The organism is Anoxybacillus pushchinoensis (assembly GCF_900111795.1).
In the GTDB taxonomy this organism is placed as follows: domain Bacteria; phylum Bacillota; class Bacilli; order Bacillales; family Anoxybacillaceae; genus Anoxybacillus; species Anoxybacillus pushchinoensis.
Genome location: NZ_FOJQ01000033.1, coordinates 1 through 23,065 on the forward strand (window position 1 = coordinate 1; position 23,065 = coordinate 23,065).

General features: G+C 41.7%; 25 protein-coding genes and 2 pseudogenes. 25 read left to right on the forward strand and 2 right to left on the reverse strand.

What is annotated here, in order from left to right; translation table 11 throughout:
* A pseudogene (locus tag BM213_RS09575) lies at positions 1-276 on the reverse strand (DUF6444 domain-containing protein); the annotation flags it as partial.
* A gap of 386 nt (positions 277-662) precedes the next feature.
* On the opposite strand from BM213_RS09575, the gene moaA reads away from it, so the two are divergent.
* The 18 genes and pseudogenes from moaA to BM213_RS09665 all read left to right on the forward strand — a co-directional run.
* Positions 663-1,664: a GTP 3',8-cyclase MoaA gene (moaA, locus tag BM213_RS09580; protein WP_091703469.1), complete on the forward strand. Its 1,002-nt coding sequence runs from the start codon at positions 663-665 to the stop codon at positions 1,662-1,664.
* Between the two features lie 4 nt (positions 1,665-1,668).
* On the forward strand, positions 1,669-2,166 hold the full coding sequence (locus tag BM213_RS09585; RefSeq protein ID WP_091703472.1) for a MogA/MoaB family molybdenum cofactor biosynthesis protein: 498 nt from the start codon (positions 1,669-1,671) through the stop codon (positions 2,164-2,166).
* Positions 2,163-2,732 carry a molybdenum cofactor guanylyltransferase gene (locus tag BM213_RS09590; RefSeq protein WP_091703474.1) on the forward strand — a complete coding sequence of 190 codons (570 nt, stop codon included), beginning with the start codon at positions 2,163-2,165 and terminating at the stop codon, positions 2,730-2,732. Before BM213_RS09585 ends, BM213_RS09590 begins: the two co-directional genes overlap by 4 nt.
* A gap of 151 nt (positions 2,733-2,883) precedes the next feature.
* A complete protein-coding gene (locus BM213_RS09595) occupies positions 2,884-4,137 on the forward strand; it encodes a molybdopterin molybdotransferase MoeA (RefSeq protein WP_091703476.1) in 1,254 nt (417 codons plus the stop codon).
* Positions 4,128-4,631, forward strand: a complete 504-nt coding sequence (gene mobB, locus BM213_RS09600; protein WP_091703478.1) for a molybdopterin-guanine dinucleotide biosynthesis protein B — start codon at positions 4,128-4,130, stop codon at positions 4,629-4,631. The genes BM213_RS09595 and mobB overlap by 10 nt, the downstream gene beginning before the upstream one ends.
* The gene (locus BM213_RS09605; protein WP_091703481.1) at positions 4,612-5,067 is read left to right on the forward strand and encodes a molybdenum cofactor biosynthesis protein MoaE; all 456 of its coding nucleotides are present in this window, start codon (positions 4,612-4,614) and stop codon (positions 5,065-5,067) included. The genes mobB and BM213_RS09605 overlap by 20 nt, the downstream gene beginning before the upstream one ends.
* Complete coding sequence (moaD, locus tag BM213_RS09610; RefSeq protein WP_091703484.1) at positions 5,064-5,297, forward strand: molybdopterin converting factor subunit 1; 234 nt, start codon at positions 5,064-5,066, stop codon at positions 5,295-5,297. Before BM213_RS09605 ends, moaD begins: the two co-directional genes overlap by 4 nt.
* A 4-nt stretch (positions 5,298-5,301) precedes the next feature.
* The gene (gene moaC / locus BM213_RS09615; RefSeq protein ID WP_003394312.1) at positions 5,302-5,781 is read left to right on the forward strand and encodes a cyclic pyranopterin monophosphate synthase MoaC; all 480 of its coding nucleotides are present in this window, start codon (positions 5,302-5,304) and stop codon (positions 5,779-5,781) included.
* 11 nt (positions 5,782-5,792) lie between these two features.
* Complete coding sequence (locus tag BM213_RS09620) at positions 5,793-6,803, forward strand: ThiF family adenylyltransferase (protein WP_091703487.1); 1,011 nt, start codon at positions 5,793-5,795, stop codon at positions 6,801-6,803.
* Positions 6,804-6,818: 15 nt separating this feature from the next.
* Entirely contained in the window at positions 6,819-7,508 is a 690-nt protein-coding gene (locus BM213_RS09625; RefSeq protein WP_091703489.1) for a Crp/Fnr family transcriptional regulator, read from the forward strand.
* Positions 7,509-7,616: 108 nt separating this feature from the next.
* Positions 7,617-8,144, forward strand: a complete 528-nt coding sequence (locus BM213_RS09630; RefSeq protein ID WP_091703492.1) for a hemerythrin domain-containing protein — start codon at positions 7,617-7,619, stop codon at positions 8,142-8,144.
* Positions 8,145-8,324: 180 nt separating this feature from the next.
* Entirely contained in the window at positions 8,325-12,008 is a 3,684-nt protein-coding gene (locus BM213_RS09635) for a nitrate reductase subunit alpha (protein WP_091703494.1), read from the forward strand.
* Positions 11,998-13,473 (forward strand): nitrate reductase subunit beta, encoded by a 1,476-nt coding sequence (gene narH, locus BM213_RS09640; protein WP_091703497.1) that lies wholly within the window; start codon positions 11,998-12,000, stop codon positions 13,471-13,473. Before BM213_RS09635 ends, narH begins: the two co-directional genes overlap by 11 nt.
* A 14-nt stretch (positions 13,474-13,487) precedes the next feature.
* Complete coding sequence (gene narJ / locus BM213_RS09645) at positions 13,488-14,039, forward strand: nitrate reductase molybdenum cofactor assembly chaperone (protein ID WP_091703499.1); 552 nt, start codon at positions 13,488-13,490, stop codon at positions 14,037-14,039.
* On the forward strand, positions 14,039-14,722 hold the full coding sequence (gene narI, locus BM213_RS09650; protein WP_091703502.1) for a respiratory nitrate reductase subunit gamma: 684 nt from the start codon (positions 14,039-14,041) through the stop codon (positions 14,720-14,722). The genes narJ and narI overlap by 1 nt, the downstream gene beginning before the upstream one ends.
* A gap of 100 nt (positions 14,723-14,822) precedes the next feature.
* Positions 14,823-15,062, forward strand: coding sequence for a DUF2552 family protein (locus tag BM213_RS09655; protein WP_004889687.1), 240 nt, complete (start codon positions 14,823-14,825; stop codon positions 15,060-15,062).
* Between the two features lie 355 nt (positions 15,063-15,417).
* Positions 15,418-16,572 (forward strand): IS200/IS605 family element RNA-guided endonuclease TnpB, encoded by a 1,155-nt coding sequence (tnpB, locus tag BM213_RS09660; protein WP_091703504.1) that lies wholly within the window; start codon positions 15,418-15,420, stop codon positions 16,570-16,572.
* Positions 16,573-16,602: 30 nt separating this feature from the next.
* Positions 16,603-16,794 (forward strand): annotated as a pseudogene (locus BM213_RS09665) (DUF3886 domain-containing protein); the annotation flags it as partial.
* Positions 16,795-16,812: 18 nt separating this feature from the next.
* Here BM213_RS09665 and BM213_RS09670 read toward each other — a convergent pair.
* The gene (locus tag BM213_RS09670) at positions 16,813-17,727 is read right to left on the reverse strand and encodes an aldo/keto reductase (RefSeq protein ID WP_091703507.1); all 915 of its coding nucleotides are present in this window, start codon (positions 17,725-17,727) and stop codon (positions 16,813-16,815) included.
* 104 nt (positions 17,728-17,831) lie between these two features.
* Between BM213_RS09670 and BM213_RS09675 the strand changes: the two genes are divergently transcribed.
* The 7 genes from BM213_RS09675 (at position 17,832) to BM213_RS09705 (ending at position 23,050) form a co-directional block, all read left to right on the forward strand.
* Positions 17,832-18,371 (forward strand): NUDIX hydrolase, encoded by a 540-nt coding sequence (locus BM213_RS09675; RefSeq protein WP_091703510.1) that lies wholly within the window; start codon positions 17,832-17,834, stop codon positions 18,369-18,371.
* Positions 18,372-18,457: 86 nt separating this feature from the next.
* Positions 18,458-19,102, forward strand: coding sequence for a stage II sporulation protein M (spoIIM, locus tag BM213_RS09680; protein ID WP_091703513.1), 645 nt, complete (start codon positions 18,458-18,460; stop codon positions 19,100-19,102).
* A gap of 104 nt (positions 19,103-19,206) precedes the next feature.
* Entirely contained in the window at positions 19,207-19,656 is a 450-nt protein-coding gene (gene fur, locus BM213_RS09685) for a ferric iron uptake transcriptional regulator (RefSeq protein ID WP_091703516.1), read from the forward strand.
* 99 nt (positions 19,657-19,755) lie between these two features.
* Entirely contained in the window at positions 19,756-19,968 is a 213-nt protein-coding gene (locus BM213_RS09690) for a YqzK family protein (RefSeq protein ID WP_003394345.1), read from the forward strand.
* A 7-nt stretch (positions 19,969-19,975) separates the two neighbouring features.
* The gene (gene xerD / locus BM213_RS09695; RefSeq protein WP_091703543.1) at positions 19,976-20,872 is read left to right on the forward strand and encodes a site-specific tyrosine recombinase XerD; all 897 of its coding nucleotides are present in this window, start codon (positions 19,976-19,978) and stop codon (positions 20,870-20,872) included.
* 158 nt (positions 20,873-21,030) lie between these two features.
* Entirely contained in the window at positions 21,031-22,212 is a 1,182-nt protein-coding gene (gene deoB, locus BM213_RS09700; protein ID WP_091703519.1) for a phosphopentomutase, read from the forward strand.
* Between the two features lie 13 nt (positions 22,213-22,225).
* A complete protein-coding gene (locus BM213_RS09705) occupies positions 22,226-23,050 on the forward strand; it encodes a purine-nucleoside phosphorylase (protein ID WP_091703521.1) in 825 nt (274 codons plus the stop codon).
* The last annotated feature ends 15 nt before the right edge of the window (positions 23,051-23,065 follow it).

The following is a 23,065-nucleotide window of genomic DNA, read 5'->3' on the forward strand; positions in this document are numbered from 1 at the left end:
CACCAGGCTTTTTGCCAGACGGCTCGCGGGAGGAACGCTTTTTCTCAAAACGGTCAGAAGATGGGGGCAAATGGCTATTGGAGCTGTTTTTTTTTTCGTGCGTGCTTCCAGCTCTTGAACGCGATACTTGAGTTGTTCATTTTCTTTGCGTAGCTGTTTGTTTTCTTGACGCAAATGTTCATTTTCTTGAACGAGTTGATGAATGAGCTGTTTTTGTTGTTGGACTTTGCCGATTAAGCCCTCAACTGTAAATACAGCTTGTTGTACCGTCAACATGTGATTCACCTCCTTGTCTATCAATATTCACATCATAGACAGGGAAAGCAAAAAATATTCAGCTCACTTTATGATGCGGCTGAATAGTTACCATCCATGAGCGAGTTTTGCTCACCATCCACGCATGAAAATAACCGCTCATGGATACGTTATTTTCACAGAAAATTAAGTGCAAACCTACAGTGAAGAAGTAGAGTAAAGTAGAAGTCGGACTTTATGGATTGCAACTGAAGTGTCTTTAAGAGGATTAAGGTCCTATGGAAGCATATAAAAATTTACGAATTTTATATGAACATATATGTTTGTGTGACGTACGTCACATTTGTTTGTTCACAAATTTAGTAACATGGACATAGAACCTCGGTAAATGAAATGAGGGATTGACGATGGTATATGATGTATATGGACGTCCATTATTAGACTTACGCATGTCGGTAACGGATCGGTGTAACTTTCGTTGCACGTATTGCATGCCGGATATAGAGGGAAAACAGTATTGTTTTATGAAGCGGGAACAACTGATGACATTTGAAGAAATGGAGCGTTTAGCCCGGCTATTCGTACAACTAGGAGTAAGGAAAATTCGCTTAACGGGTGGCGAGCCGTTATTGCGTAAAAATATTGATGTACTTGTGGCGATGTTGACAAATATTGAAGGTGTTCAAGATGTAGCGTTAACGACAAATGGGTTTTTTTTAAAAAAGTATGCAAAAAAATTAAAAGATGCGGGTATGAAGCGTGTGAATGTTAGCTTAGATGCACTCGATGATCGCATTTTTATGAAAATGAATGGTGTCGGTGTTTGTTCTACCCATATTTTAGAAGGGATTGACACGGCGCTTGCCGAAGGGCTTACGGTGAAAGTCAATATGGTTGTAAAAAAGGGATTGAACGATAGTGAAATTTTACCGATGGCTTACTTTTTTAAAAAGAAAGGTATAACGCTCCGTTTCATCGAATTTATGGATGTTGGCTCCTTGAATGGATGGAAGTTAGACGATGTTGTGACGAGTAAACAAATTTATGACATGATTTCTGAACATATGCCGCTTGAGCCTGTTGCTCCTGCCCATGTCGGTGAAGTAGCTAAACGTTATCGTTACGTAGGAACAGATGTGGAAGTCGGTTTTATTTCCTCGGTTTCTGCCGCTTTTTGTTCCGATTGTACACGGGGCCGACTATCCGCTGATGGAAAGCTGTATACATGTTTATTCGCGATAAACGGAACAGATTTATTAAGCATGATGCGCGCTGGAGCGAGCGATGAACAACTCCTTACATGTATTGAACATGTTTGGCGAAAACGAGCCGATCGCTATTCAGAGGAGCGTGGGAAACAAACGGCGTGGAACGGAAAACGAATCGAAATGTCATATATTGGAGGTTAACGACATGGGTGTTTATGATCATAAAAAGCAAGCGACGCTTCCCGTTCGTTGTAAAATTGTTACTGTTTCAGATACTCGTACGTATGAAACGGATAAGAGTGGACAAATCATTCACGAACAATTACAGCAAGCAGATATCATCGTTGCTGCATATGAAATTGTCAAAGATGACGTATTTGCCATTCGGAAAGCGATCCAAATAACGGAACAAGTCGATGTGATTTTAATCAATGGAGGAACGGGATTTACAAAGCGCGATGTGACAATTGAAGCGATTCAACCGTTACTTGAGAAAGAAATGGTTGGATTCGGTGAACTGTTTCGTTTTTTAAGTTACGAACAAATTGGTAGTGCAGCGATGTTAAGTCGGGCGCTTGCTGGCTCGATGAACAACATGATGGTTTTTTGTATGCCCGGATCGACAAATGCGGTGCGCTTGGCGATGGAAAAGTTAATTTTACCAGAAATTCGTCATCTTGTTTGGGAGCTTCGTCGCCAATGAAAACGATCGGGATCGTTTTGGCAGGGGGACAGTCGAAACGATTTGGGGAACCAAAGGCGCTCGCATTGCGTTGTGGGAAACCTTTCCTTTTTTATAGCGTGGAGGCGTTACGTTCGATAGTTGATCAAGTTGTTGTTGTTGCTCAACCGCATATTCAAAAACAGCTTCAACTGAAAGATGTGCAATGGATAGAGGACGTTTCGCAACATAAAGGAAAAGGACCGTTAGCCGGGATTTATTCAGCGATGAAGCATTATGAGGCGACGTGGTATATCGTATTGCCGTGTGATATCCCATTTATTCACAAAACGATTGTAACTTCGTTAAAGCAGCAAGCAGACGATGCATTTGATGCTATTGTCCCATATGTAAATAGGCGACCTCAACCGCTTGTTGCGATATATCATCATCGTGTGAAATCGCTCATGTACGATTGCCTTCAGCAAGGGGAGTATCGCATGTACACATTTCTTTCTTCTTGCCGAGTGAAGCATATAGAAATGAAAGAAGAGCAGCCGTTTATGAATATTAATACAAAAGAACAATATTACAAATGGATTGGCTAGAGGCAATACGCCTCTTTTTTTATCAACATTTATAAAAAAATGTGAATTTCGTCACAGCACTTTTATTTTTGTGACGTACATCACACGATTTTGTAAGCAAAAGTGATATAGTAAAGATAGAATATTACGGCTTAAGAAGGGATGGACGAATATGCGTAAGCCAATTTCGGTTGCCGAAGCAATTGAACGAATAATGACATGGTGTCAACAAGTGGAAGAAGAGTACGTTTCGCTAGAACAATGTGATGGGCGTATTTTAGCTCAGCATATTGAAGCGACAATGCCGATTCCTTGGTTTGATCGCTCACCATACGATGGTTATGCTCTCTCAGCTGAGGCGACAGCGGAAGCATCATCTAGTCACCCTGTATTATTAGAAGTCGTTGGTACAGTTGGCGCCGGAACGGTTTGGGATGGCCTACTGACGCCAAAGCAAGCAGTAAAAATTATGACGGGCGCAGCCATTCCGAATGGAGCGAACGCTGTGATCATGGTTGAATTGACGAAAGAAATTGACAAAGAGGGGAAACGTTTTGTAGAGATAAAAAGGAAAGTGAGTGAAGGTGAAAATATTGTACGTATTGGGGAGGATATGAAGCAAGGGGAAGTTGTTGTTGAAAAAGGGACGGTAATTCACCCGGGGATTGTAGCGGTTTTAGCCACGTTCGGATACGATCGGGTACCTGTAATGAAGAAACCGAGAGTCGCCATTATTTCAACAGGAAGCGAGCTTCTTCAAGTTTATGAACCGCTTGAAAAAGGGAAAATTCGAAACAGCAATGCTTACATGTTGCAAGCGCAAGTTCGGCGCATAGGTGGAGAACCCATTTTATTTGGCAAAGTGCCCGACACATTTGAACATACGTTACAAGTTGTGCAAAAAGCGTTGCGGGAAGCAGATGTTGTTATTACAACAGGAGGCGTATCTGTTGGTGATTTTGACTATATTCCGCAAGTGTATGAACATCTTGGTGCTAAGCTGTTGTTCAATAAAGTAGCGATGCGCCCAGGGAGCGTCACATCTGCAGCGGTATTTGAAAACAAAATGTTGTTTGGTCTATCCGGAAACCCATCTGCGTGCTATGTCGGGTTTGAACTGTTCGCCCGTCCATTTATAAAAGCGATGTTAGGACAGTCCAGGCGATATTTAAAAAGAGAGCAAGCGGTGTTGCAAAAAGACTTTTTAAAACCAAACCCGTTCACCCGTTTTGTCCGGGCGAGAGCATCGCATCACGATGGATTGCTATACGTCGAACCCGTAGGAAAAGATAAATCAAATATTGTTTCGTCGCTTGTCCAGGCGAACGCCCTGCTCGTCTTGCCAGGAGGGACGCGCGGGTTTCAAGCAGGGGATCGCGTCGATGTGCTTTTATTCGAGGATGAGGGGGATGATATTTGGCGATGATTATTTTACAAGTTGTTGGTTATCAAAATAGCGGAAAAACGACGCTTATTGAAAAGGTGATTCAACGGTTATGTGAAATCGGATATCGTGTCGGAACATTAAAACACCACGGTCACGAAGGAAAAGTGACGTTGCCGAAAGAAAAAGACACAACACGTCATGCACAGGCTGGTGCGGCTATATGTGCAGTTGAAGGAGACGGTATATTTTTTCTTCACGCAAAAGGAAATTGGACGCTCAATGAGTTAATTTCTCTCTATAAAACATTCCCGCTTGATGTATTGCTTATTGAAGGGTTTAAACATGCATCCTATCCGAAAATCGTTTGTTTGCGTAGTCGGGAAGATGAACCTTTGCTGCATTTAGAAAACGTGCTCATGTCAATAAGCTGGCAACGGATGGATGGTTCTTTTTTCATTGAAGATGAGCAAGTATATATAGATCATATCATTTCTTATGTTAAGGAGGAACAGCATGTTCGCGATCGTTCGTGATCCTATTCATGTGGCAAGTGTAATTGAATCAGTCATGGACCGCAATGCAGGTGCGATTGTAACGTTTCTTGGAACAGTAAGGGAATTAACAAATGGAAAAAAGACAGTATATTTACAATACGAAGCGTATGAATCGATGGCGCAAAAACAGCTGCGACGAATTGGAGAAGAGATTGTTGCCCGTTTCCCGCAAGCCAAAGTAGCTATTGTACATCGTATTGGACGGCTTGATGTTACCGATATTGCAGTAGCGATTGCTGTTTCCACTCCTCATCGCGCAGATGCATATGAAGCGAATCGCTATGCCATTGAACGAGTCAAAGAGATAGTCCCCATTTGGAAAAAAGAACATTGGGAAGATGGAGAAATGTGGATTGGTAATCAAAAAGAAACTGTTCGCTATGATCAAGGGGCACCAGAGGGGGAAGAAGAATGATCCGCATATTATTATTTGCGCATATAAAAGAAATGGTTGGTAAAGAAGAAATTGTGTTAAGCGAGCAACAAATGAGTGTTCGACAGCTTCGTGAGCGACTTCAGCACGAATACCATTTGCCAATCGTTTCATCGCTTCTCATTGCAGTTAACGAACAATTTGCAACAGATGATCATATGATCTATGCCGGTGATGTTGTTGCATTAATTCCACCGGTTAGTGGAGGATGATAACATGGGAACGTTTACGCATTTTAACGAACAAGGTCGGGCAAAAATGGTTGACATTTCTGAGAAGGAGGAAACGATGCGAACGGCTCGAGCGGTATCTCGTGTCATCGTTTCGAAAGAAGTGTATGAAAAAATTGCACGTTCAGAAGTCAAAAAAGGAGACGTACTCGCCGTTGCCCAAGTGGCAGGCATTATGGCGGCAAAACGCACGGCTGACTTAATTCCGATGTGTCATCCTCTCTCTTTAACAGGGGTCGACATTTCGTTTACTTGGCAAATGAAAGAAGCAAACTATGAGTTGCAAATTGAAGCATTTGTTAAAACAAAGGGAAGTACGGGGGTAGAAATGGAAGCATTAACAGCTGCTTCCGTTTGTGCGCTAACAATTTATGACATGTGTAAAGCTATTGATAAAGGAATTGTCATTGGTCCAACGTACGTAGTGGAAAAAACGGGTGGAAAGAGCGGAACTTTTAAAAGATAAGAGGGATTGTAATGGAGCGATATTCGCGACAAATATTATTTTCGCCAATTGGTGAAGAAGGACAACAAACGATTCGACATAAACATGTTCTCGTTGTTGGGGCAGGAGCGCTCGGTTCGGCGAATGCAGATATGTTAGTGCGTGCAGGCGTCGGGCGACTGACAATCGTTGATCGCGATTATGTCGATTGGACGAATTTACAGCGGCAAACGTTATATAGTGAAGAAGATGCTGAAAAAGGGTGGCCAAAGGCGATTGCTGCTAAACGTCGTCTTTCTTCTGTAAATCGTGACGTCCATGTGGAAGCGCTCGTTATGGACGTACAAGATGAATCATTTGCTTCTCTGTTTGAGCAACAGATTGACATCATAATTGATGGAACAGATAATTTCGAAACGCGCTTTTTATTAAATGATTTATCACAAAAATATCGCATTCCATGGATATACGGTGCTTGTGTCGGGAGCTACGGCCTTTCGTTTACAATCATACCAGAGCAAACGGCGTGTTTTCGTTGTTTCATCAATCATTTGCCTTCTTATCACTTCACTTGTGATAATATTGGTATTGTCTCTCCTGCTGTACAAATGGTCGCCTCTTATCAAACAGCGGAAGCGTTAAAAATATTAGTTGGGGATGTTGCAGCGGTCCGACGTTCGCTCGTTATGTTTGACGTTTGGCGAAACGAACATCGATTTTTACGAGTGGATCAATTAAAAACCGAACATTGTCCGTCTTGTGGGAGCAATCGCACATATCCAGCTTTGCAAAGCGAAAAGGCGAAAATGTCCGTCTTATGTGGACGAGATACAGTACAGATTCGCCATGTGCACCCATTTCATATAACTAAAATGATGGAGCAAATGAGAGCGAGCGGTCAACACGTACAAGGAAATGAATATTTGTTGATAACTCAATTAGAAGGGCATCGTGTCGTTTTATTTGCTGACGGTCGCATGCTTGTACATGGTACAAAAGACGCTACATTTGCTCGTTCGTTATATCAAAAATACTTTTCTTAAAATGGAGGCATACGTATGTCTCAGTTTATTAGCAAAAAAAATTTTGAACAACTAAAAAAGTTAGCGTATAAAACCATAAAAGTGAAAAAAGGTATGTTTTTGTTTCAAGAGGGGCAAATAGGTGAAAATTTTTTCGTTGTCTTATCTGGTAAATTTCAAATTAGTAAATTTTCCGGCGATGGAAAAGAGTTATGTTTACGGTTATGTGGTCCGAGTGCTGTCATTGGCGAGTTGATGATTTTTTCAGATAATGGAAGATATCTATTCAACGGACGGGCGTTAGAAGATAGCGAAGTGCTTGCCATTAAAAACGAAGATATTGAAAAAGAGTTGCTTGCCAATTCGGAGTTTGCTGTCGAGTTTTTGAAAATGATGACCGATCATTTTCGAAAACAACATACGAAATTTCGCGATCTCGTATTGTATGGAAAAAAAGGGGCGCTTTACTCTACTCTTATCCGCATGGCCAATAGTTATGGCGTGCAAACGAGCGATGGTATTTTGTTAGATGTTCCGATTACTCACCAAGATTTAGCGAATTTTAGTTCGACATCGCGTGAGAGCGTCAATCGGGAATTAAATACGTTAAAAAGTAAAGGAATCATTTCCTTCAAAGGAAGAAAAATTATTATTCATAGCTTAGACTATTTAAAAAAGCAGATTAACTGTGAAGGATGTCCAACTTCATATTGCAACATTGAATAGTCAATAAACATTCATTTTTTAGACAAAAGGTGTGACGTGCATCACACGAAAAATCGTTTTCCTTCTATACAATAAATGTGTAAGCACATGAAGAAAAGAGGGATGACGATGGATTTTTCACCTTGCAGTCTCATTGGGCATGAACCCGTTTCATTATGTCCGCCATTGCAACGATTAAAAGACGAACACGGTCCATTAAATGAAGAAAAATATGCTCTTTTTGTTGCAGCGAAAGGCATTTACGATGGTAAAGAGGAAGATGTTGTTCAAGCACTTATTCGTTTACGTGAAAAAGTACAGCAATTTTTGCAACAGCTTGATCCGCATTCACGTCGGGAAGAAGATATATTATTTCCGATGATGGAACGTTACATTGGAAAACAATTCGGTCCGATTGCAGTCATGGAGTACGAACATCAAGAAGCGAAAAAAAATATTGCGACATTTTTACAAAAAACTGAAACGATTTGCGAAAAAGAAGCAAAGCAACTAGCTTCTTACGTAATCAACGCCTATATGATTTTAACCGATCACTTTACGAAAGAAGAACAAGTGCTTTTTCCAATGGCTGAAAAGTTATTATCAGTCGAAGAAAAAGAACAATTAGCAAAAAGAATAAATGAGATCGAAGGCTAATCCATGACGGATTAGTCTTTTTCAGTTTTTCCCATCTTCACTTAATGGGATGGGGGCGCTTTTCTAATATTTCGACATATTTGTGACAATTAAAAAATGTGTGAGGTACCTCACATTTATTTGTGATGTTCCCGTTTATAGTGGAGATAGAAGGATTTCATACGAAGAGGAGTGAGCGATGTGAAAAAGAAGTCACCGTTGTTCAAACGATTGAACTACGTGAAACCGATTGAACGCCATGCAGATGCGCATAGTGAAGTCACATATCAAGATCGCGATTGGGAGCAAATATATCGTAGAAGATGGCAACATGACAAGGTCGTACGCTCAACACATGGCGTAAACTGTACAGGTTCATGTAGTTGGGATATTTATGTGAAAGACGGTATCGTCACATGGGAAGGTCAAAAACTCGACTATCCAACAACAGGACCGGATATGCCCGATTTTGAACCGCGGGGCTGTCCGCGTGGGGCAAGTTTTTCTTGGTATATTTATAGCCCGCTTCGCGTGAAGTACCCGTACGTTCGTGGCGTGTTGTTAAATATGTGGCGTGAAGCATTGCAGCAACATAAAAATCCGATTGATGCTTGGAAAAGCATCGTTGAAAACCCGGAGAAAGCAAAGCGTTATAAGCAGGCGCGTGGAAAAGGTGGATTTGTTCGTGCGGAGTGGGATGAAGTATTAAAACTTGTTGCCACCTCTTTACTTTATACAGTCATGAAATATGGTCCAGATCGAAACGTTGGTTTTTCTCCAATTCCCGCAATGTCGATGGTTAGCCATGCAGCAGGTGCACGCTTTATGTCATTGATGGGTGGACCGATTTTAAGCTTTTATGATTGGTACGCTGACTTGCCACCAGCTTCACCACAAATTTGGGGAGATCAAACGGACGTTCCAGAAAGTAGCGACTGGTATAACGCTGGTTACATTATGACATGGGGATCAAACGTTCCAATGACGCGTACTCCAGACGCTCACTTTTTAGCAGAAGTTCGATACAAAGGAACAAAAGTCGTCTCGATTAGTCCAGACTTTGCTGAATCGACGAAGCTCGCGGATGAATGGTTGAGCGTTAAACAAGGAACAGACGGCGCTTTAGCGATGGCGATGGGGCACGTTATTTTAAAAGAGTTTTATGTAGATAGACAAGTACAATACTTTACAAACTACGCGAAAACATACACAGATTTTCCATTTTTAGTTACGTTGAAAAAGAAAGAAGATGGGCAATTTGTTGCTGATCGTTTCCTACACGCGTCTGATATTGGACGGAACACGACAAATGGGGAATGGAAACCAGCGCTTTGGAATGAACGAACAAATGATTTTGCGATTCCGAATGGAACAATTGGTTCACGCTGGGAAAACAAAGGAAAATGGAACTTAAACATGGTAGACGAAGAAACAGAGGAAGCGATCGAGCCGCGACTGACGATGTTAGGCATAGAAGACAAGGTTGTAACTATACAAATTCCGTATTTTTCTCATGATGGAAACAAAATTTTAAAACGTGCTGTGCCTGTAAAACGCGTACAAACGGAGCATGAAGAATTATACGTTACGACCGTATATGATTTAGTGCTTGCTAACTATGGGGTTGATCGTGGGATCGGTGGTGAAGTAGCGAAAACATACGATGACCTTATTCCGTTTACGCCAGCATGGCAAGAAAACATCACAGGTGTGAAACGCGATCTCGTTATTCAAATTGCGCGCGAGTTCGCTCAAAATGCAATCGATACAAAAGGTCGCTCAATGATTATCGTTGGCGCAGGGATTAACCATTGGTTTAACTCAGATACGATTTATCGTGCTGTCTTAAACCTCGTTTTATTCGTTGGTGCACAAGGAGTAAACGGGGGTGGTTGGGCGCATTATGTTGGTCAAGAAAAATTGCGTCCGGTAGAAGGTTGGCAAACGATTGCGATGGCACGAGATTGGCAGGCTCCACCAAAACTGCAAAACGGCACATCATTTTATTATTTTGCAACGGATCAATGGCGGTATGAGGATACGCCGGTTGGGCAACTCGTCTCACCGCTTGTTAAAGAGGCGCGTTACCAACATTATGCCGATTATAACGTCCTTGCGGCACGATTGGGTTGGCTTCCGTCTTATCCGACATTTGAGAAAAACGGAATCGATCTTTACAATGAAGCGGTTGCTTCTGGAGCGAAAACGCCGGAGGAAATCGGAAAATACATCGCTCAGCAATTGAAAGAGAAGAAGTTGCGCTTTGCGATTGAAGATCCAGATAACGAGAAAAACTTCCCGAGAAACTTAATTGTATGGCGTGCGAACTTAATTTCAAGTTCCGGAAAAGGACATGAATATTTCTTAAAGCACTTGCTTGGAACAACCCACGGTTTAATGAACGACGACAAAGATAGCTTGCGTCCGGAAGAAGTTCAATGGCGCGATGAAGCTCCGGAAGGAAAATTAGATTTATTAATTAACTTAGATTTCCGGATGGCTGGAACGGCATTATATTCGGATATCGTATTGCCGGCGGCTACTTGGTACGAAAAACATGATTTGAGCAGTACAGATATGCATCCATTTATACATCCGTTTAATCCAGCGATTGCTGCACCATGGGAAGCACGTTCAGACTGGGAAATTTTCAAATCGCTTGCGAAGGCGGTGTCACAAGTAGCGGAAGAAATAGGGATGACACCGGTAAAAGAGGTTGTGGCAACGCCGATCCTTCACGATACGCCACAAGAGTTAGCACAACCGTTCGGAAAAATTAAAGACTGGAGTAAAGGGGAATGTGAACCAATTCCAGGAAAAACGATGCCACAAATTCATGTCGTTGAGCGCGATTATACAAAAATATTTGAAAAAATGACAGCGCTCGGTCCGAATGTCGTAAAAGCGCCTTTCGGTGTAAAAGGGATGACATGGTCAGTAGAAGAAGAATACGAAAAGTTAAAACGCGTGTTAGGAACGGTGCAACATTCCTCGGTCGCGAAAGGTTGTCCAGATATAAGTGATGCAAAAAAAGTAGCTGAAGCCATCTTAACACTTTCATCGACAACAAATGGTCATGTTGCGGTGAAAGCTTGGGAATCCCTTGAAAAGAAAACGAGTTTACAGCTAAAAGATTTAGCGGCAGAGCGGGAAGAAGAATGTTTTACATTTGAACAAATTACAGCACAACCAAAAACAGTTATTACGTCGCCAGCATTTAGCGGATCGGAAAAAGGTGGACGTCGCTATTCACCGTTTACAACGAATGTCGAGCGCCTCATTCCTTGGCGGACATTAACAGGGCGTCAATCCTTTTACGTTGATCATGAACTAATGCAAGAGTTCGGTGAAACGATGGCAACGTTTAAACCAATTTTGCAACATAAACCGTTCCAAAAAAATCGCCCAGATGTTGAGGGAAAAGAAATTACGCTCAATTATTTAACACCGCATAATAAATGGTCCATCCATAGCATGTATTTTGATTCGCAACCGATGTTAACGTTGTTCCGTGGTGGACCAACGATTTGGTTAAGCAAAGAAGATGCCGAGGAAGCAGGTATTCAAGATAACGATTGGATTGAATGTTTCAACCGAAACGGTGTTGTTGTTGCGCGTGCGGTCGTTTCTCACCGTCTTCCTAGAGGAATTGCATTCATGCATCACGCACAAGATCGCCACATTAACGTACCAGGATCAAAGTTAACGAACAACCGTGGCGGTACGCATAATAGCCCGACGCGTATTCATGTCAAACCGACGCATATGATTGGTGGCTATGCACAATTAAGTTACGGATTTAACTATTATGGACCGACAGGAAACCAACGCGACTTGAACGTCATTATCCGCAAGTTGAAGGAGGTCGATTGGCTTGAAGATTAAAGCGCAAATTGGTATGGTTATGAACTTAGATAAATGCATTGGCTGCCATACGTGCAGCGTTACATGCAAAAACACCTGGACGAATCGTCCAGGTGCCGAATATATGTATTTTAACAACGTAGAAACGAAACCTGGCATCGGATATCCAAAGAAATGGGAAGATCAAGAAAAATATAAAGGTGGTTGGGAGCTAAAAAACGGTGAACTACAATTGAAATCTGGCTCGAAAGTAAATCGGTTACTCAACTTATTTTATAACCCTAACTTACCGACGATTGATGATTATTATGAGCCGTGGAATTACGATTACGAGACGCTAACAAATAGCCCTGAAAAAAAACATCAGCCAGTTGCGCGGCCAAAATCAGCATTAACTGGTGAATTTATGGAGCTCAAATGGGGACCAAACTGGGAAGACGATTTAGCTGGTGCCCACGCTACAGCGTTAGAAGATCCAAACGTAGTGAAAATGGAACAGTCGATTCAAGCTGAGTTTGAACAAGTATTTATGATGTATTTGCCGCGCCTATGTGAGCATTGCATAAATCCTCCATGCGTATCTAGTTGTCCATCTGGCGCGATGTATAAACGTGAGGAGGACGGTATTGTCCTTGTTGACCAGAATGCTTGTCGTGCTTGGCGATATTGTGTATCGAGCTGTCCGTACAAAAAAGTGTATTTTAACTGGCAAACAAGCAAAGCAGAAAAATGTACACTATGTTTTCCACGTTTGGAGGCGGGATTACCAACGATTTGTTCAGAAACGTGTGTTGGTCGCATACGCTATCTCGGCGTGATGTTATATGATGCTGATCGGGTAAAAGAAGCGGCAAGCGTCACGAACGAAAAAGACTTATATGAGGCGCAGTTATCGATTTTCTTAGATCCGCATGATCCAGAAGTGATTGCAAAGGCAAAAGAAGAAGGCATTCCGCAAGCGTGGATTGAAGCGGCGCAGCAATCACCTATTTATAAAATGATCGTGGATTGGAAAATTGCTTTACCGCTACATCCTGAATATCGAACATTGCCGATGGTATGGTACATTCCTCCATTAAGTCCAATTACAAATATGATTGAAGGAAAAGGAAGTCGAGCAAGTGAATACGACATTTTCCCAGCAATTGATGATATGCGCATTCCAATTGAATATTTAGCTAACTTATTAACAGCTGGCGACCAAGCACATATTCGTACAGTGCTGAAAAAAATGGCTGCGATGCGTTTATACATGCGTGCGCTTCAAACGAATAAACAACCGAATGAACAGATGGTTCAATCGTTAGGACTAACCGGGAAAGATATCGAAGAAATGTATCGCTTATTGGCGATTGCAAAATACAACGACCGCTTTGTTATTCCAGCATCGCATCGCGAACAAGTTGCTGAATTATATGCGGAGCAAGGTACATGTGGATTATCTTTCATGGGCGGACCAGGTTCGTGTGGCACGATTTCGTCATAAGGGAGAGGATGTAAATGGATTATGCTCACGTACAAACGGTGTTTGAAATCGTTTCGTATTTGTTATCGTACCCAGATCGGCAATGGCGGAAACAACTAGATGATTGTGCGACGTTTAGTCAACATATTCCGCATCGTCCAATCGTTCAAAACATACAAAAATTTATTGACTATGTGAAACAAACGGATGAAATGACGTGGATTGAAACGTATGTGTATACGTTTGATTTTGGCAAAAAAACAAATTTATATGTCACATATATGAGTACAGGGGAACAGAGAGAGCGAGGAATTGAGCTGTTACAATTGAAGCAATTATACAAATCAGCAGGGTTTGACGTAACAGAGCAGGAATTGCCAGACTATTTACCGCTCATGCTTGAATTCGCATCTCAAGCAGAGCGTGCGTATGTCCAACCGCTCATGCAAAAATATTTTAATCATATTTCTCATATTCGTGAGCAATTAATTGCGGCTGAAAGTTACTACGCCATTTTATTTGATGTACTGCTCATGGCACTTGAAGAAATGGGTGTGCGTAAACTGGCAGAAGGGAGCGTGTCGTAATGCTCGAACAATTTCTTTGGGGATACTTCCCTTACATCGTTTTAACCATCTTTATCGGAGGACATATTTATCGTTATCAGCACGATCAGTTCGGGTGGACGACAAAATCGAGCGAATTTCTTGAAAAACGATCGTTGCGGCTCGGAAGCATTTTGTTTCATTGGGGGATCATTTTCATTTTCATCGGTCATGTGATGGGCATTCTTATTCCGAAAGCGTTTTATGATGCGATAGGCGTTTCTGAGCATATGTACCATACGATGGCGATTGCATTTGGTCTCCCTGCAGGAATTGTTGCTATTATCGGTTTAGCCATTTTGATTCAACGGCGCTTAACGATCAAGCGCATTCGTTTAACAACCAGTAAAGCGGATTGGCTCGTTTTAATTTTATTAGCGATTGTCATGTTGACGGGCTTCGCTTCTACATCGCTGAATGTGAATGCTAATGGATTTGATTATCGTACAACGATCAGTCCATGGTTTCGTACCGTTTTAACGTTCCGTGCCGATCCGACGTATATGGAAAGCGTACCGATTTGGTTTAAAATTCATATCGTTTCAGCTTTATGTATTTTTATCGTTTGGCCGTTTACACGATTAGTTCACATATTTAGCATGCCGTTTCGTTATTTGAGCCGCAGTTACGTCGTTTATCGTCGTCGCATGCCGAAACAGCAATAAAACGGAAAGAGGTCTCTTTTTCGAGATCTCTTTTCTTGTTTCACTATATTGAGTTAAAATAAAGGCGTACGTGCAAATGATGAGAGAAAGAGTGATAGTTGTGAACGATCAAGTAAATCGTCTTCGGAAAATAGTAAAGGAAAAAACGTGGGTGTCGTTTTTGTACAATAACCACCCATATAGCTTGCTTCATTGGTCTGTTGCGGGATTTTCAAATGATGAGCGCGACGTCTGGTTGCTGCAAGATGAAATGACATTTGAAACACAATCGTTCGTTCAGTTAGATGAGGCGCTTGCTTGGATTGAACAACATATGCCAAGTATTACTGATATTTTATAAAGAGGGCGAGATGCCCTCTTGCTTATTGCGGGGAGTTTTGCCGTTTTGTCGGGTGAATGGCTTTTTCCAACTCCTCTTTTGCTATGATAGGACGGACGGTATCAGCTGTCGGTTTTCCTTTTTGGCTTTTATGTTTTGTCATGAAGCTTCACCTCTTTACGGGTGATGGGCGTAAAACCCCCTACGCCTTCAGGCTAGGGGATGTAAGCCCTAGTCGCCTTGTGTTTCAATGTATGGATGTATTTCATTGCTTTTTCAAGCCTTTACGGATCAGTTCATAAACTGCACCTGCAAAACTATAATACACTAGATGACTAGATGTATAATAAACATATACATAAAGGAGGTGAAGTCAATGCTGGTCAACAAAGCATACAAATTTCGCATCTATCCAAACAAAGAACAAGAAATCCTGATTGCTAAAACTTTTGGTTGTAGTCGATTTGTATTCAACTATTTTTTAGCAAAATGGGAGGATGCTTACAAGAAAACGGGCAAGGGACTAACTTACGACGCTTGTTCTTCTCAATTGACGCAATTAAAGAAAGAATTCACTTGGTTAAAAGAAGTGGATAGCATTGCGCTTCAATCTTCACTCAAGCGTCTGGATGATGCGTACGATCGCTTTTTTAAAAAGCAAAATGACAAGCCGCGTTTCAAGTCTAAAAAGAATCCTGTTCAATCTTACACGACAAAGCATACAAATGGGAATATTGCTGTGCTAGATCAACACATCAAGCTACCTAAACTTGGCCTTGTTCGTTTTGCAAAATCAAGAGAAGTAGAGGGGCGTATCTTGTCTGCTACGATTAGACGAAATCCAAGCGGAAAATATTTTGTTTCCATTCTTGTTGAAACAGAAGTACAAGAATTGCCTAAAACTAACTCGGCAGTTGGTATTGATGTCGGTTTGAAGGAATTTGCTATTCTTTCAGATGGAACAAAGTACGAAAACCCGAAATGGTTTCGTAAGCTGGAAGAACAACTAGCAAAAGCACAACGTATTCTTTCCAGACGAAAAAAAGGTGGCTCGAATTGGAATAAGCAACGAATTAAAGTCGCTCGTATTCATGAAAAAATCGCAAACGCTAGAAATGATTACTTACACAAAATTTCCACCGAGATTGTCAAAAACCACGACATCATCGGGATGGAAGATTTGTCGGTAGCTAATATGCTAAAAAATCATAACCTTGCAAAAGCCATTAGCGAAGTATCATGGTCACGATTTAGAACAATGCTGGAATACAAAGCTAGATGGTACGGAAAACAAGTTGTCACCGTAGCAAAAAACTTTCCGTCTAGTCAGCTTTGTTCATGTTGTGGCTATCAAAACAAAGACGTTAAAAATCTTGGGTTACGTGAGTGGGATTGTCCAAAGTGTCATACCCATCACGACCGAGATATCAACGCAAGTATCAATATTAAAAACGAAGCGATTAGGCTTCTTAACCGCAGGAACTGTGGGGATCGCCTACTAAATAACCGAAAAAACTTTCGGTGTTCGTAGGAATCCACTATGGCTTTAGCCTAGTGGTAGTTCAAGCTAAAAGATCGATTAAATGAGCAACTGATTGAGCAGTTAAAACAAAAGGAACTACTAGAAGAAGAACAAAAACGAAAAGAAGAAGAGGAGGCAAAGCGGAAAGAGGAGGCGCGCAAACGTGAAAAAAACAAAACGTTTGCGGAGTGGTTAGAAGAAAGTGATTTAGATTGGCGAAAATTTAAATAACCGAGGTTCGAACCTCGGTTATCGATGAGCAGTAAAAATCGTTTGTTTCGTTAGTGTTTTCAATATAGCTATTTGTTCATCGCTTAACGTCACCGATTGGGCAGCGACGTTTTCGATGAGCTGTGTTAATCGGCTTGCACCTGGAATGACTGTTGCAACCGCATCATGAGCTAAACAAAAGCGAAGGGCAATCGCCGTTAGCGTTTCATTTGGTGCAACGGCTTTTAGTTTTGGAATAAGTGTAACTAATTCAGCAAACGAATAATCGACATAGCCGTTTTGTTTCGTTCCATCGCTTGCTCGCTCAATGGGACGTTCAGTTAATAATCCTTTAGCAAGCGGTCCCCGTGCAATGACGCTAATGTGATGTTGTTTTAAAAGTGGAAACCATTCTTCAGCGCGGCGATCGAGTAAACTATACGGCATCATAACAGAAACGATGCGCGATCGTTTGACGTATTCACGAATGACGTTCGGACGCATAGAGGAGATACCGTAATAACGAATAACACCTTCTTGTTGCAACTCCTCAAACGCCTCAATTGTCTCATCGATCGGATCATCGATCGTTCCGCCGTGTAATTGGTATACATCAATATAATCGGTTTGTAACCGTTGCAAGCTATGTTTCACCGCTTCTTTAATGTATGCTTTTGACGGATCCCACGTCCAACGGTTTCCTTGTTCTGTCCAACGATTCCCTACTTTCGTCGCAATGACGACATCATGTCGCTTTCCTTTTAACGCTTTTCCAACAATTTCTTCATTCAACCCGCGATCATATAAATCGGCTGTATCAAAGTAGTTGACACCTTTATCCATCGCTTCATGAATGATGCGAATCGCTTCGCCCTCCGAAGTTCCAAGCGACATGCAACCGAAGCCAATTTCACTTACATATAAGTTCGAATGTCCGAGTTTCCGTTTTTTCATGCTATTCACCCCTCTTTTTCATTAAATTATAACGAATAAGTTTACCATTTGTCTTTAAGCATGTAGTACAATCGATATGAGATGATGAATATGGTGGTGAAACAATGGATCATTTATATGAAAAAACAATGAATCAACAGCGTATTTTTTCTGGAAAAGTGATTGATATGTATGTGGAAGATGTGTTGTTGCCAAATGGGGAAACGAGCAAGCGCGAAATTGTGAAACATCCTGGAGCGGTTGCGGTTATAGCGATCACAAAAGAAAATAAAATGGTGCTCGTGCGCCAATACCGAAAAGCGTTAGAACGAGTGCTTGTTGAAATTCCAGCAGGGAAGCTAGAAAAAGGAGAAGCGCCGCTTGAAACAGCAAGGCGTGAATTAGAAGAAGAGACGGGGTATGTATGTGAAACGATGGAGCCGCTCCACTCTTTTTACACTTCTCCAGGATTTGCAGATGAACTAGTACATATATTTCTTGCTAAAGGACTAACGAAAAAAAGCGAAAAGCAAATGCTTGATGATGACGAGTTTGTTGATGTGCTCGAGGTCACGTTAGAAGAAGCATTAAACATGGTGAAAGAAAAGCAAATTTACGATGCAAAAACGATTTACGCTCTGTTATACTGGCAATTGTATATGTAAAAGCGGTCTGCGTGATCGCTTTTTGTCATATCGCTCTCCATTGTCCCATACAATGAGATTAACAGGACATGTAGGGGGATGGAGCGATGAGAAAGCGATCGTGGATAAATTTGTGGGGGCAACACGTACAAGAACATTATACGACATATGTATTTACCGTCGTTCTTTTTATTATGGGCATTATTTTTGGTGCCATCGTCGTCAATAGCTTAAGCTTTAATCAAAAAGAAGATTTATACTATTACTTAACGAATTTTTTTGGACAAGTTTCCGCGGGCAATATGGCGAGTGCGCATGATGCGTGGAAAGAAAGCTTTTTACAAAACGTAAAATATATCGGGTTAATGTGGATTTTGGCGATGTCGCTCGTCGGCTTGCCACTCATTTTAATTTTATTGTTTTTAAAAGGGCTTGTCATCGGGTTTACCGTCGGCTTTTTAGTCAATCAAATGGGATGGCACGGATTTTTATTGGCTTTCGTATCTGTCGTTCCACAAAATATCATTCTCGTTCCTATTTTTATTATGATGGCGGCTGTATCCATTTCATTTTCTTTAAAAATGATTCGTCACCAATTTGTGAAGCGAACACATGAACCAATTTTTCGTGCGATGCTTCGCTATACGTTTGTTATGTTATCGTTTAGTATCGCTTTAGCGTTAGCTTCTTCTCTTGAGGCATATGTATCCCCGTTGCTCATGAAAGAAGTTGTGCAATGGATAGAAAAATAATTATTATTTAATAATCATTTTATTTATCAATTTATAATCATTTTATTTTGACACGTTCCTTTCTTTTGTTATAATGAGAATGAGTAACGAGGGAGGGAAAGGAAATGGAAAGTCGGCTTGACCGAATAAAAAAACAACTGCATGCAGCCAGTTATAAATTAACGCCGCAACGTGAAGCGACGGTGCGTGTGTTGCTTGAACATGAAGAAGATCATTTAAGCGCGGAAGATGTTTACCTCCTCGTGAAAGAAAAAGCGCCTGAAATTGGTCTAGCTACCGTATATCGCACGTTGGAGTTATTAACAGAGTTAAAAATTGTCGATAAAATTAACTTCGGGGATGGCGTTTCCCGCTACGATCTTCGCAAAGAAGGTGCGGCGCATTTTCATCACCATTTAGTGTGCATTGAATGTGGCGCGGTTGATGAAATTCAAGAAGATTTATTAGAAGATGTTGAAGCCATTGTAGAGCGTGATTGGAATTTTAAAATTAAAGACCATCGTCTAACGTTTCACGGTATTTGCCATCGTTGCCAAGATAAGCATGAGGCATAGTAAAACCTTTTCGTCTATGAAAAGGTTTTTTCATTTATGTATAAAATGCGATGAAACGGGCATATCCTCTTACTATATGACAGTTAGCGGAGGTATGCGATGAAAAGAATCGTCGATGTGTTAAAAGTGTTTCTTTTATTTACGGGATGTACGATTTTATTTTATTATAGTATTGTATGGATGAGCGAAGAATACAACTATTATCGTCGTTACGATGAGCCTATGGGGTCGGCTGTAAAAGTGTCGACGACTGAACGACAAGAAACACATTGGCTTGATCGGCTATTGTTTTTCTATCAAAACGGGGAGTAGGATGAGTGTGGAAGACCAAGTAAAAGATTTTATTCACTATTTAATTGTAGAACGAAATTTAGCTCATAACACGATCGTGTCGTATGAGCGGGATTTAAAAAAATACGTTCAATATTTACAACAAGTTGAACAACAAAGCAGTTGGAACGATATAACTCGTTTTCATATTATGCAATTTTTAAAGTTTCTAAAAGAAAAAGGAAGTTCGCCAAAAACGATTGCACGCCATCTTGCGTCTGTGCGCTCTTTCCATCAATTTTTGTTACGTGAAAAAGTGGCTGACCAAGATCCGACTGTTCACATTGAGACACCTCAGTTGCCGAGAACATTACCGAACGTGCTATCGATGGCAGAAGTCGAATCGCTATTGGATGCACCGAAGCAAAACACCCCGTTTAGCATTCGGGATAAAGCGATGTTGGAATTGTTATACGCGACAGGCATTCGTGTGAGCGAACTCATTCAATTAGACGTATCCGACGTTCATTTAACGATGGGGTTCATTCGCTGTTACGGAAAAGGGCGGAAAGAGCGAATTGTTCCGATCGGAAAAATGGCGACAGAAGCATTAAAACAGTATATGGAAAAGGGACGTCCGAAGCTGTTGAGTAAAAAAAGAAGGACGACGGACGCATTGTTTTTAAACCACCATGGTGAGCGGCTAACGAGACAAGGGTGCTGGAAAATTTTAAAGCGACTTGCTCGTGAAGCGAACATTCAAAAACCGTTAACCCCCCATACGCTACGTCATTCGTTTGCTACGCATTTACTAGAAAATGGAGCGGACTTGCGTGCGGTACAAGAAATGCTTGGCCATGCTGATATTTCGACAACGCAAATTTATACGCATGTAACGAAAACGCGCTTAAAAGATGTGTACAAGCAGTTTCATCCACGCGCATAAAACTGTGACGATGATTTGTCACAGTTTTTTTATTGCAATTCATTATGAAAACGTTTTATAATTTAGTTGTCAGACTTCTGACAAATTCGAACGACGCGTGAGTTTGCTTTATAGTGGACATGCTATGAAGCGAATGAAGCAACTGAGGAGGTACAATCGTGAAGCCTACATTTAAACGTGTATTTTTAATCGTAATGGACTCGGTCGGGATTGGCGAGGCACCAGATGCTGAAAAATATAACGACAAAGGGGCAGATACGCTCGGACATATCGCACAACATCGTGGGGGCTTAAACATGCCGAATATGGCGAAACTAGGTTTAAGTAACATTCGCGAGATTGAAGGTATTCCAAAAGCGGAAAAGCCGCTTGCTTATTACACGAAAATGCAAGAAGCGTCCGCAGGAAAGGATACGATGACAGGACATTGGGAGCTCATGGGGCTTCGTATTGATACGCCATTTCAAGTGTTCCCAGACGGATTTCCACAAGAATTAATTGAAGAGTTGGAAAAACGGACGGGAAGAAAAGTGATCGGAAATAAACCGGCGAGTGGAACAGCGATCATTGATGAGCTTGGTCCAGAACATATGGAAACAGGCGCGTTGATCGTATATACGTCCGCTGATTCCGTTTTACAAATTGCAGCACATGAAGAAGTCATTCCGCTAGAAGAGCTATATCGCATTTGCAAAATTGCGCGAGAATTGACGCTTGATGAAAAATATATGGTTGGTCGCGTGATCGCGCGTCCATTCATCGGCACACCGGGCAATTTCCAACGAACAGCGAATCGTCATGATTATGCGTTAAAGCCGTTTGGGCGAACTGTCATGAACGAGCTGAAAGATGCAGGTTACGACGTGATTGCCATCGGTAAAATTGCTGATATTTATGACAATGAAGGTGTAACTCAGACGTTGCGCACAAAATCAAACATGGATGGAATGGACAAATTAGTCGATACGTTACAAATGGATTTTACAGGGCTAAGCTTCCTTAATCTCGTTGATTTTGATGCGCTATATGGACATCGCCGCGACCCGAAAGGATATGGGGATGCGTTAGAACAATTTGATGCCCGTTTACCTGAAGTGTTTGAGCGTTTAAAAGATGATGATTTATTAATTATTACAGCTGACCACGGCAATGATCCTGTACATCATGGAACAGATCATACGCGTGAATACGTCCCTCTCCTCGTTTATAGCCCGAGCATGGATGGTGGAAAACAACTTCCGCTTCGCGAGACGTTCGCAGATGTCGGTGCAACGATTGCCGAAAACTTTGGCGTGGCGATGCCAGCACATGGAACAAGCTTTTTACGTGATTTAAAATAAGGAGCGTGAACATATGAATCGAGCAGCAATTGAACAAGCGGCACAATTTTTAAAAGAAAAGTTTCCGAATCCACCACAAATCGGCTTAATTCTTGGCTCCGGTTTAGGTGTGTTAGCAGACGAGATCGAACAAGCAATCAAAATTCCTTACAGTGACATTCCTAATTTCCCTGTATCGACAGTCGAAGGACATGCAGGCCAACTCGTATACGGTCAGTTAGAAGGCGCAACGGTTGTCGTCATGCAAGGGCGTTTCCACTACTACGAAGGGTACAGCTTTGATAAGGTGACGTTTCCGGTCCGTGTCATGAAGGCACTCGGCGTCGAACAGCTCGTTGTTACGAACGCGGCAGGTGGGGTAAATGAGTCGTTCGAACCGGGCGATTTAATGATTATTTCAGATCATATTAACAACATGGGTGGCAATCCGCTCATCGGTCCAAACGATTCGTCGCTTGGCGTACGCTTCCCAGATATGACCGAAGCGTATAGTAAACGACTTCGCCAGCTGGCAAAAGATGTTGCGAACGAGATTGGCTTACGCGTGCGTGAAGGAGTGTATGTTGCCAATACGGGTCCAGCCTATGAAACACCAGCTGAAATTCGCATGATCCGCATCATGGGTGGCGATGCGGTCGGAATGTCTACTGTGCCTGAAGTCATTGTTGCGCGCCATGCTGGGATGGAAGTGCTCGGTATTTCTTGCATCTCTAACATGGCGGCCGGCATTTTAGATCAGCCGCTTACGCATGATGAAGTGATCGAAACGACGGAAAAAGTAAAAGCTGACTTTTTGCGATTTGTAAAAGCGATTGTGCGCCGCATGGCGAAAAACTAAACGAGAAGGTGAACA

What these genes read in the sequence shown, in the direction of transcription:
- moaD (WP_091703484.1), top strand. Translation starts at nt 5,064, where the DNA reads ATGATCCGCATATTATTATTTGCGCATATAAAAGAAATGGTTGGTAAA.
- spoIIM (WP_091703513.1), top strand. Translation starts at nt 18,458, where the DNA reads ATGAGAAAGCGATCGTGGATAAATTTGTGGGGGCAACACGTACAAGAA.
- BM213_RS09630 (WP_091703492.1), top strand. Translation starts at nt 7,617, where the DNA reads ATGGATTTTTCACCTTGCAGTCTCATTGGGCATGAACCCGTTTCATTA.
- BM213_RS09625 (WP_091703489.1), top strand. Translation starts at nt 6,819, where the DNA reads ATGTCTCAGTTTATTAGCAAAAAAAATTTTGAACAACTAAAAAAGTTA.
- BM213_RS09670 (WP_091703507.1), bottom strand. Translation starts at nt 17,727, where the DNA reads ATGAAAAAACGGAAACTCGGACATTCGAACTTATATGTAAGTGAAATT.
- BM213_RS09675 (WP_091703510.1), top strand. Translation starts at nt 17,832, where the DNA reads ATGGATCATTTATATGAAAAAACAATGAATCAACAGCGTATTTTTTCT.
- BM213_RS09690 (WP_003394345.1), top strand. Translation starts at nt 19,756, where the DNA reads ATGAAAAGAATCGTCGATGTGTTAAAAGTGTTTCTTTTATTTACGGGA.
- BM213_RS09590 (WP_091703474.1), top strand. Translation starts at nt 2,163, where the DNA reads ATGAAAACGATCGGGATCGTTTTGGCAGGGGGACAGTCGAAACGATTT.
- BM213_RS09585 (WP_091703472.1), top strand. Translation starts at nt 1,669, where the DNA reads ATGGGTGTTTATGATCATAAAAAGCAAGCGACGCTTCCCGTTCGTTGT.
- BM213_RS09595 (WP_091703476.1), top strand. Translation starts at nt 2,884, where the DNA reads ATGCGTAAGCCAATTTCGGTTGCCGAAGCAATTGAACGAATAATGACA.
- BM213_RS09620 (WP_091703487.1), top strand. Translation starts at nt 5,793, where the DNA reads ATGGAGCGATATTCGCGACAAATATTATTTTCGCCAATTGGTGAAGAA.
- narI (WP_091703502.1), top strand. Translation starts at nt 14,039, where the DNA reads ATGCTCGAACAATTTCTTTGGGGATACTTCCCTTACATCGTTTTAACC.
- BM213_RS09605 (WP_091703481.1), top strand. Translation starts at nt 4,612, where the DNA reads ATGTTCGCGATCGTTCGTGATCCTATTCATGTGGCAAGTGTAATTGAA.
- moaC (WP_003394312.1), top strand. Translation starts at nt 5,302, where the DNA reads ATGGGAACGTTTACGCATTTTAACGAACAAGGTCGGGCAAAAATGGTT.
- BM213_RS09705 (WP_091703521.1), top strand. Translation starts at nt 22,226, where the DNA reads ATGAATCGAGCAGCAATTGAACAAGCGGCACAATTTTTAAAAGAAAAG.
- narJ (WP_091703499.1), top strand. Translation starts at nt 13,488, where the DNA reads ATGGATTATGCTCACGTACAAACGGTGTTTGAAATCGTTTCGTATTTG.
- tnpB (WP_091703504.1), top strand. Translation starts at nt 15,418, where the DNA reads ATGCTGGTCAACAAAGCATACAAATTTCGCATCTATCCAAACAAAGAA.
- fur (WP_091703516.1), top strand. Translation starts at nt 19,207, where the DNA reads ATGGAAAGTCGGCTTGACCGAATAAAAAAACAACTGCATGCAGCCAGT.
- moaA (WP_091703469.1), top strand. Translation starts at nt 663, where the DNA reads ATGGTATATGATGTATATGGACGTCCATTATTAGACTTACGCATGTCG.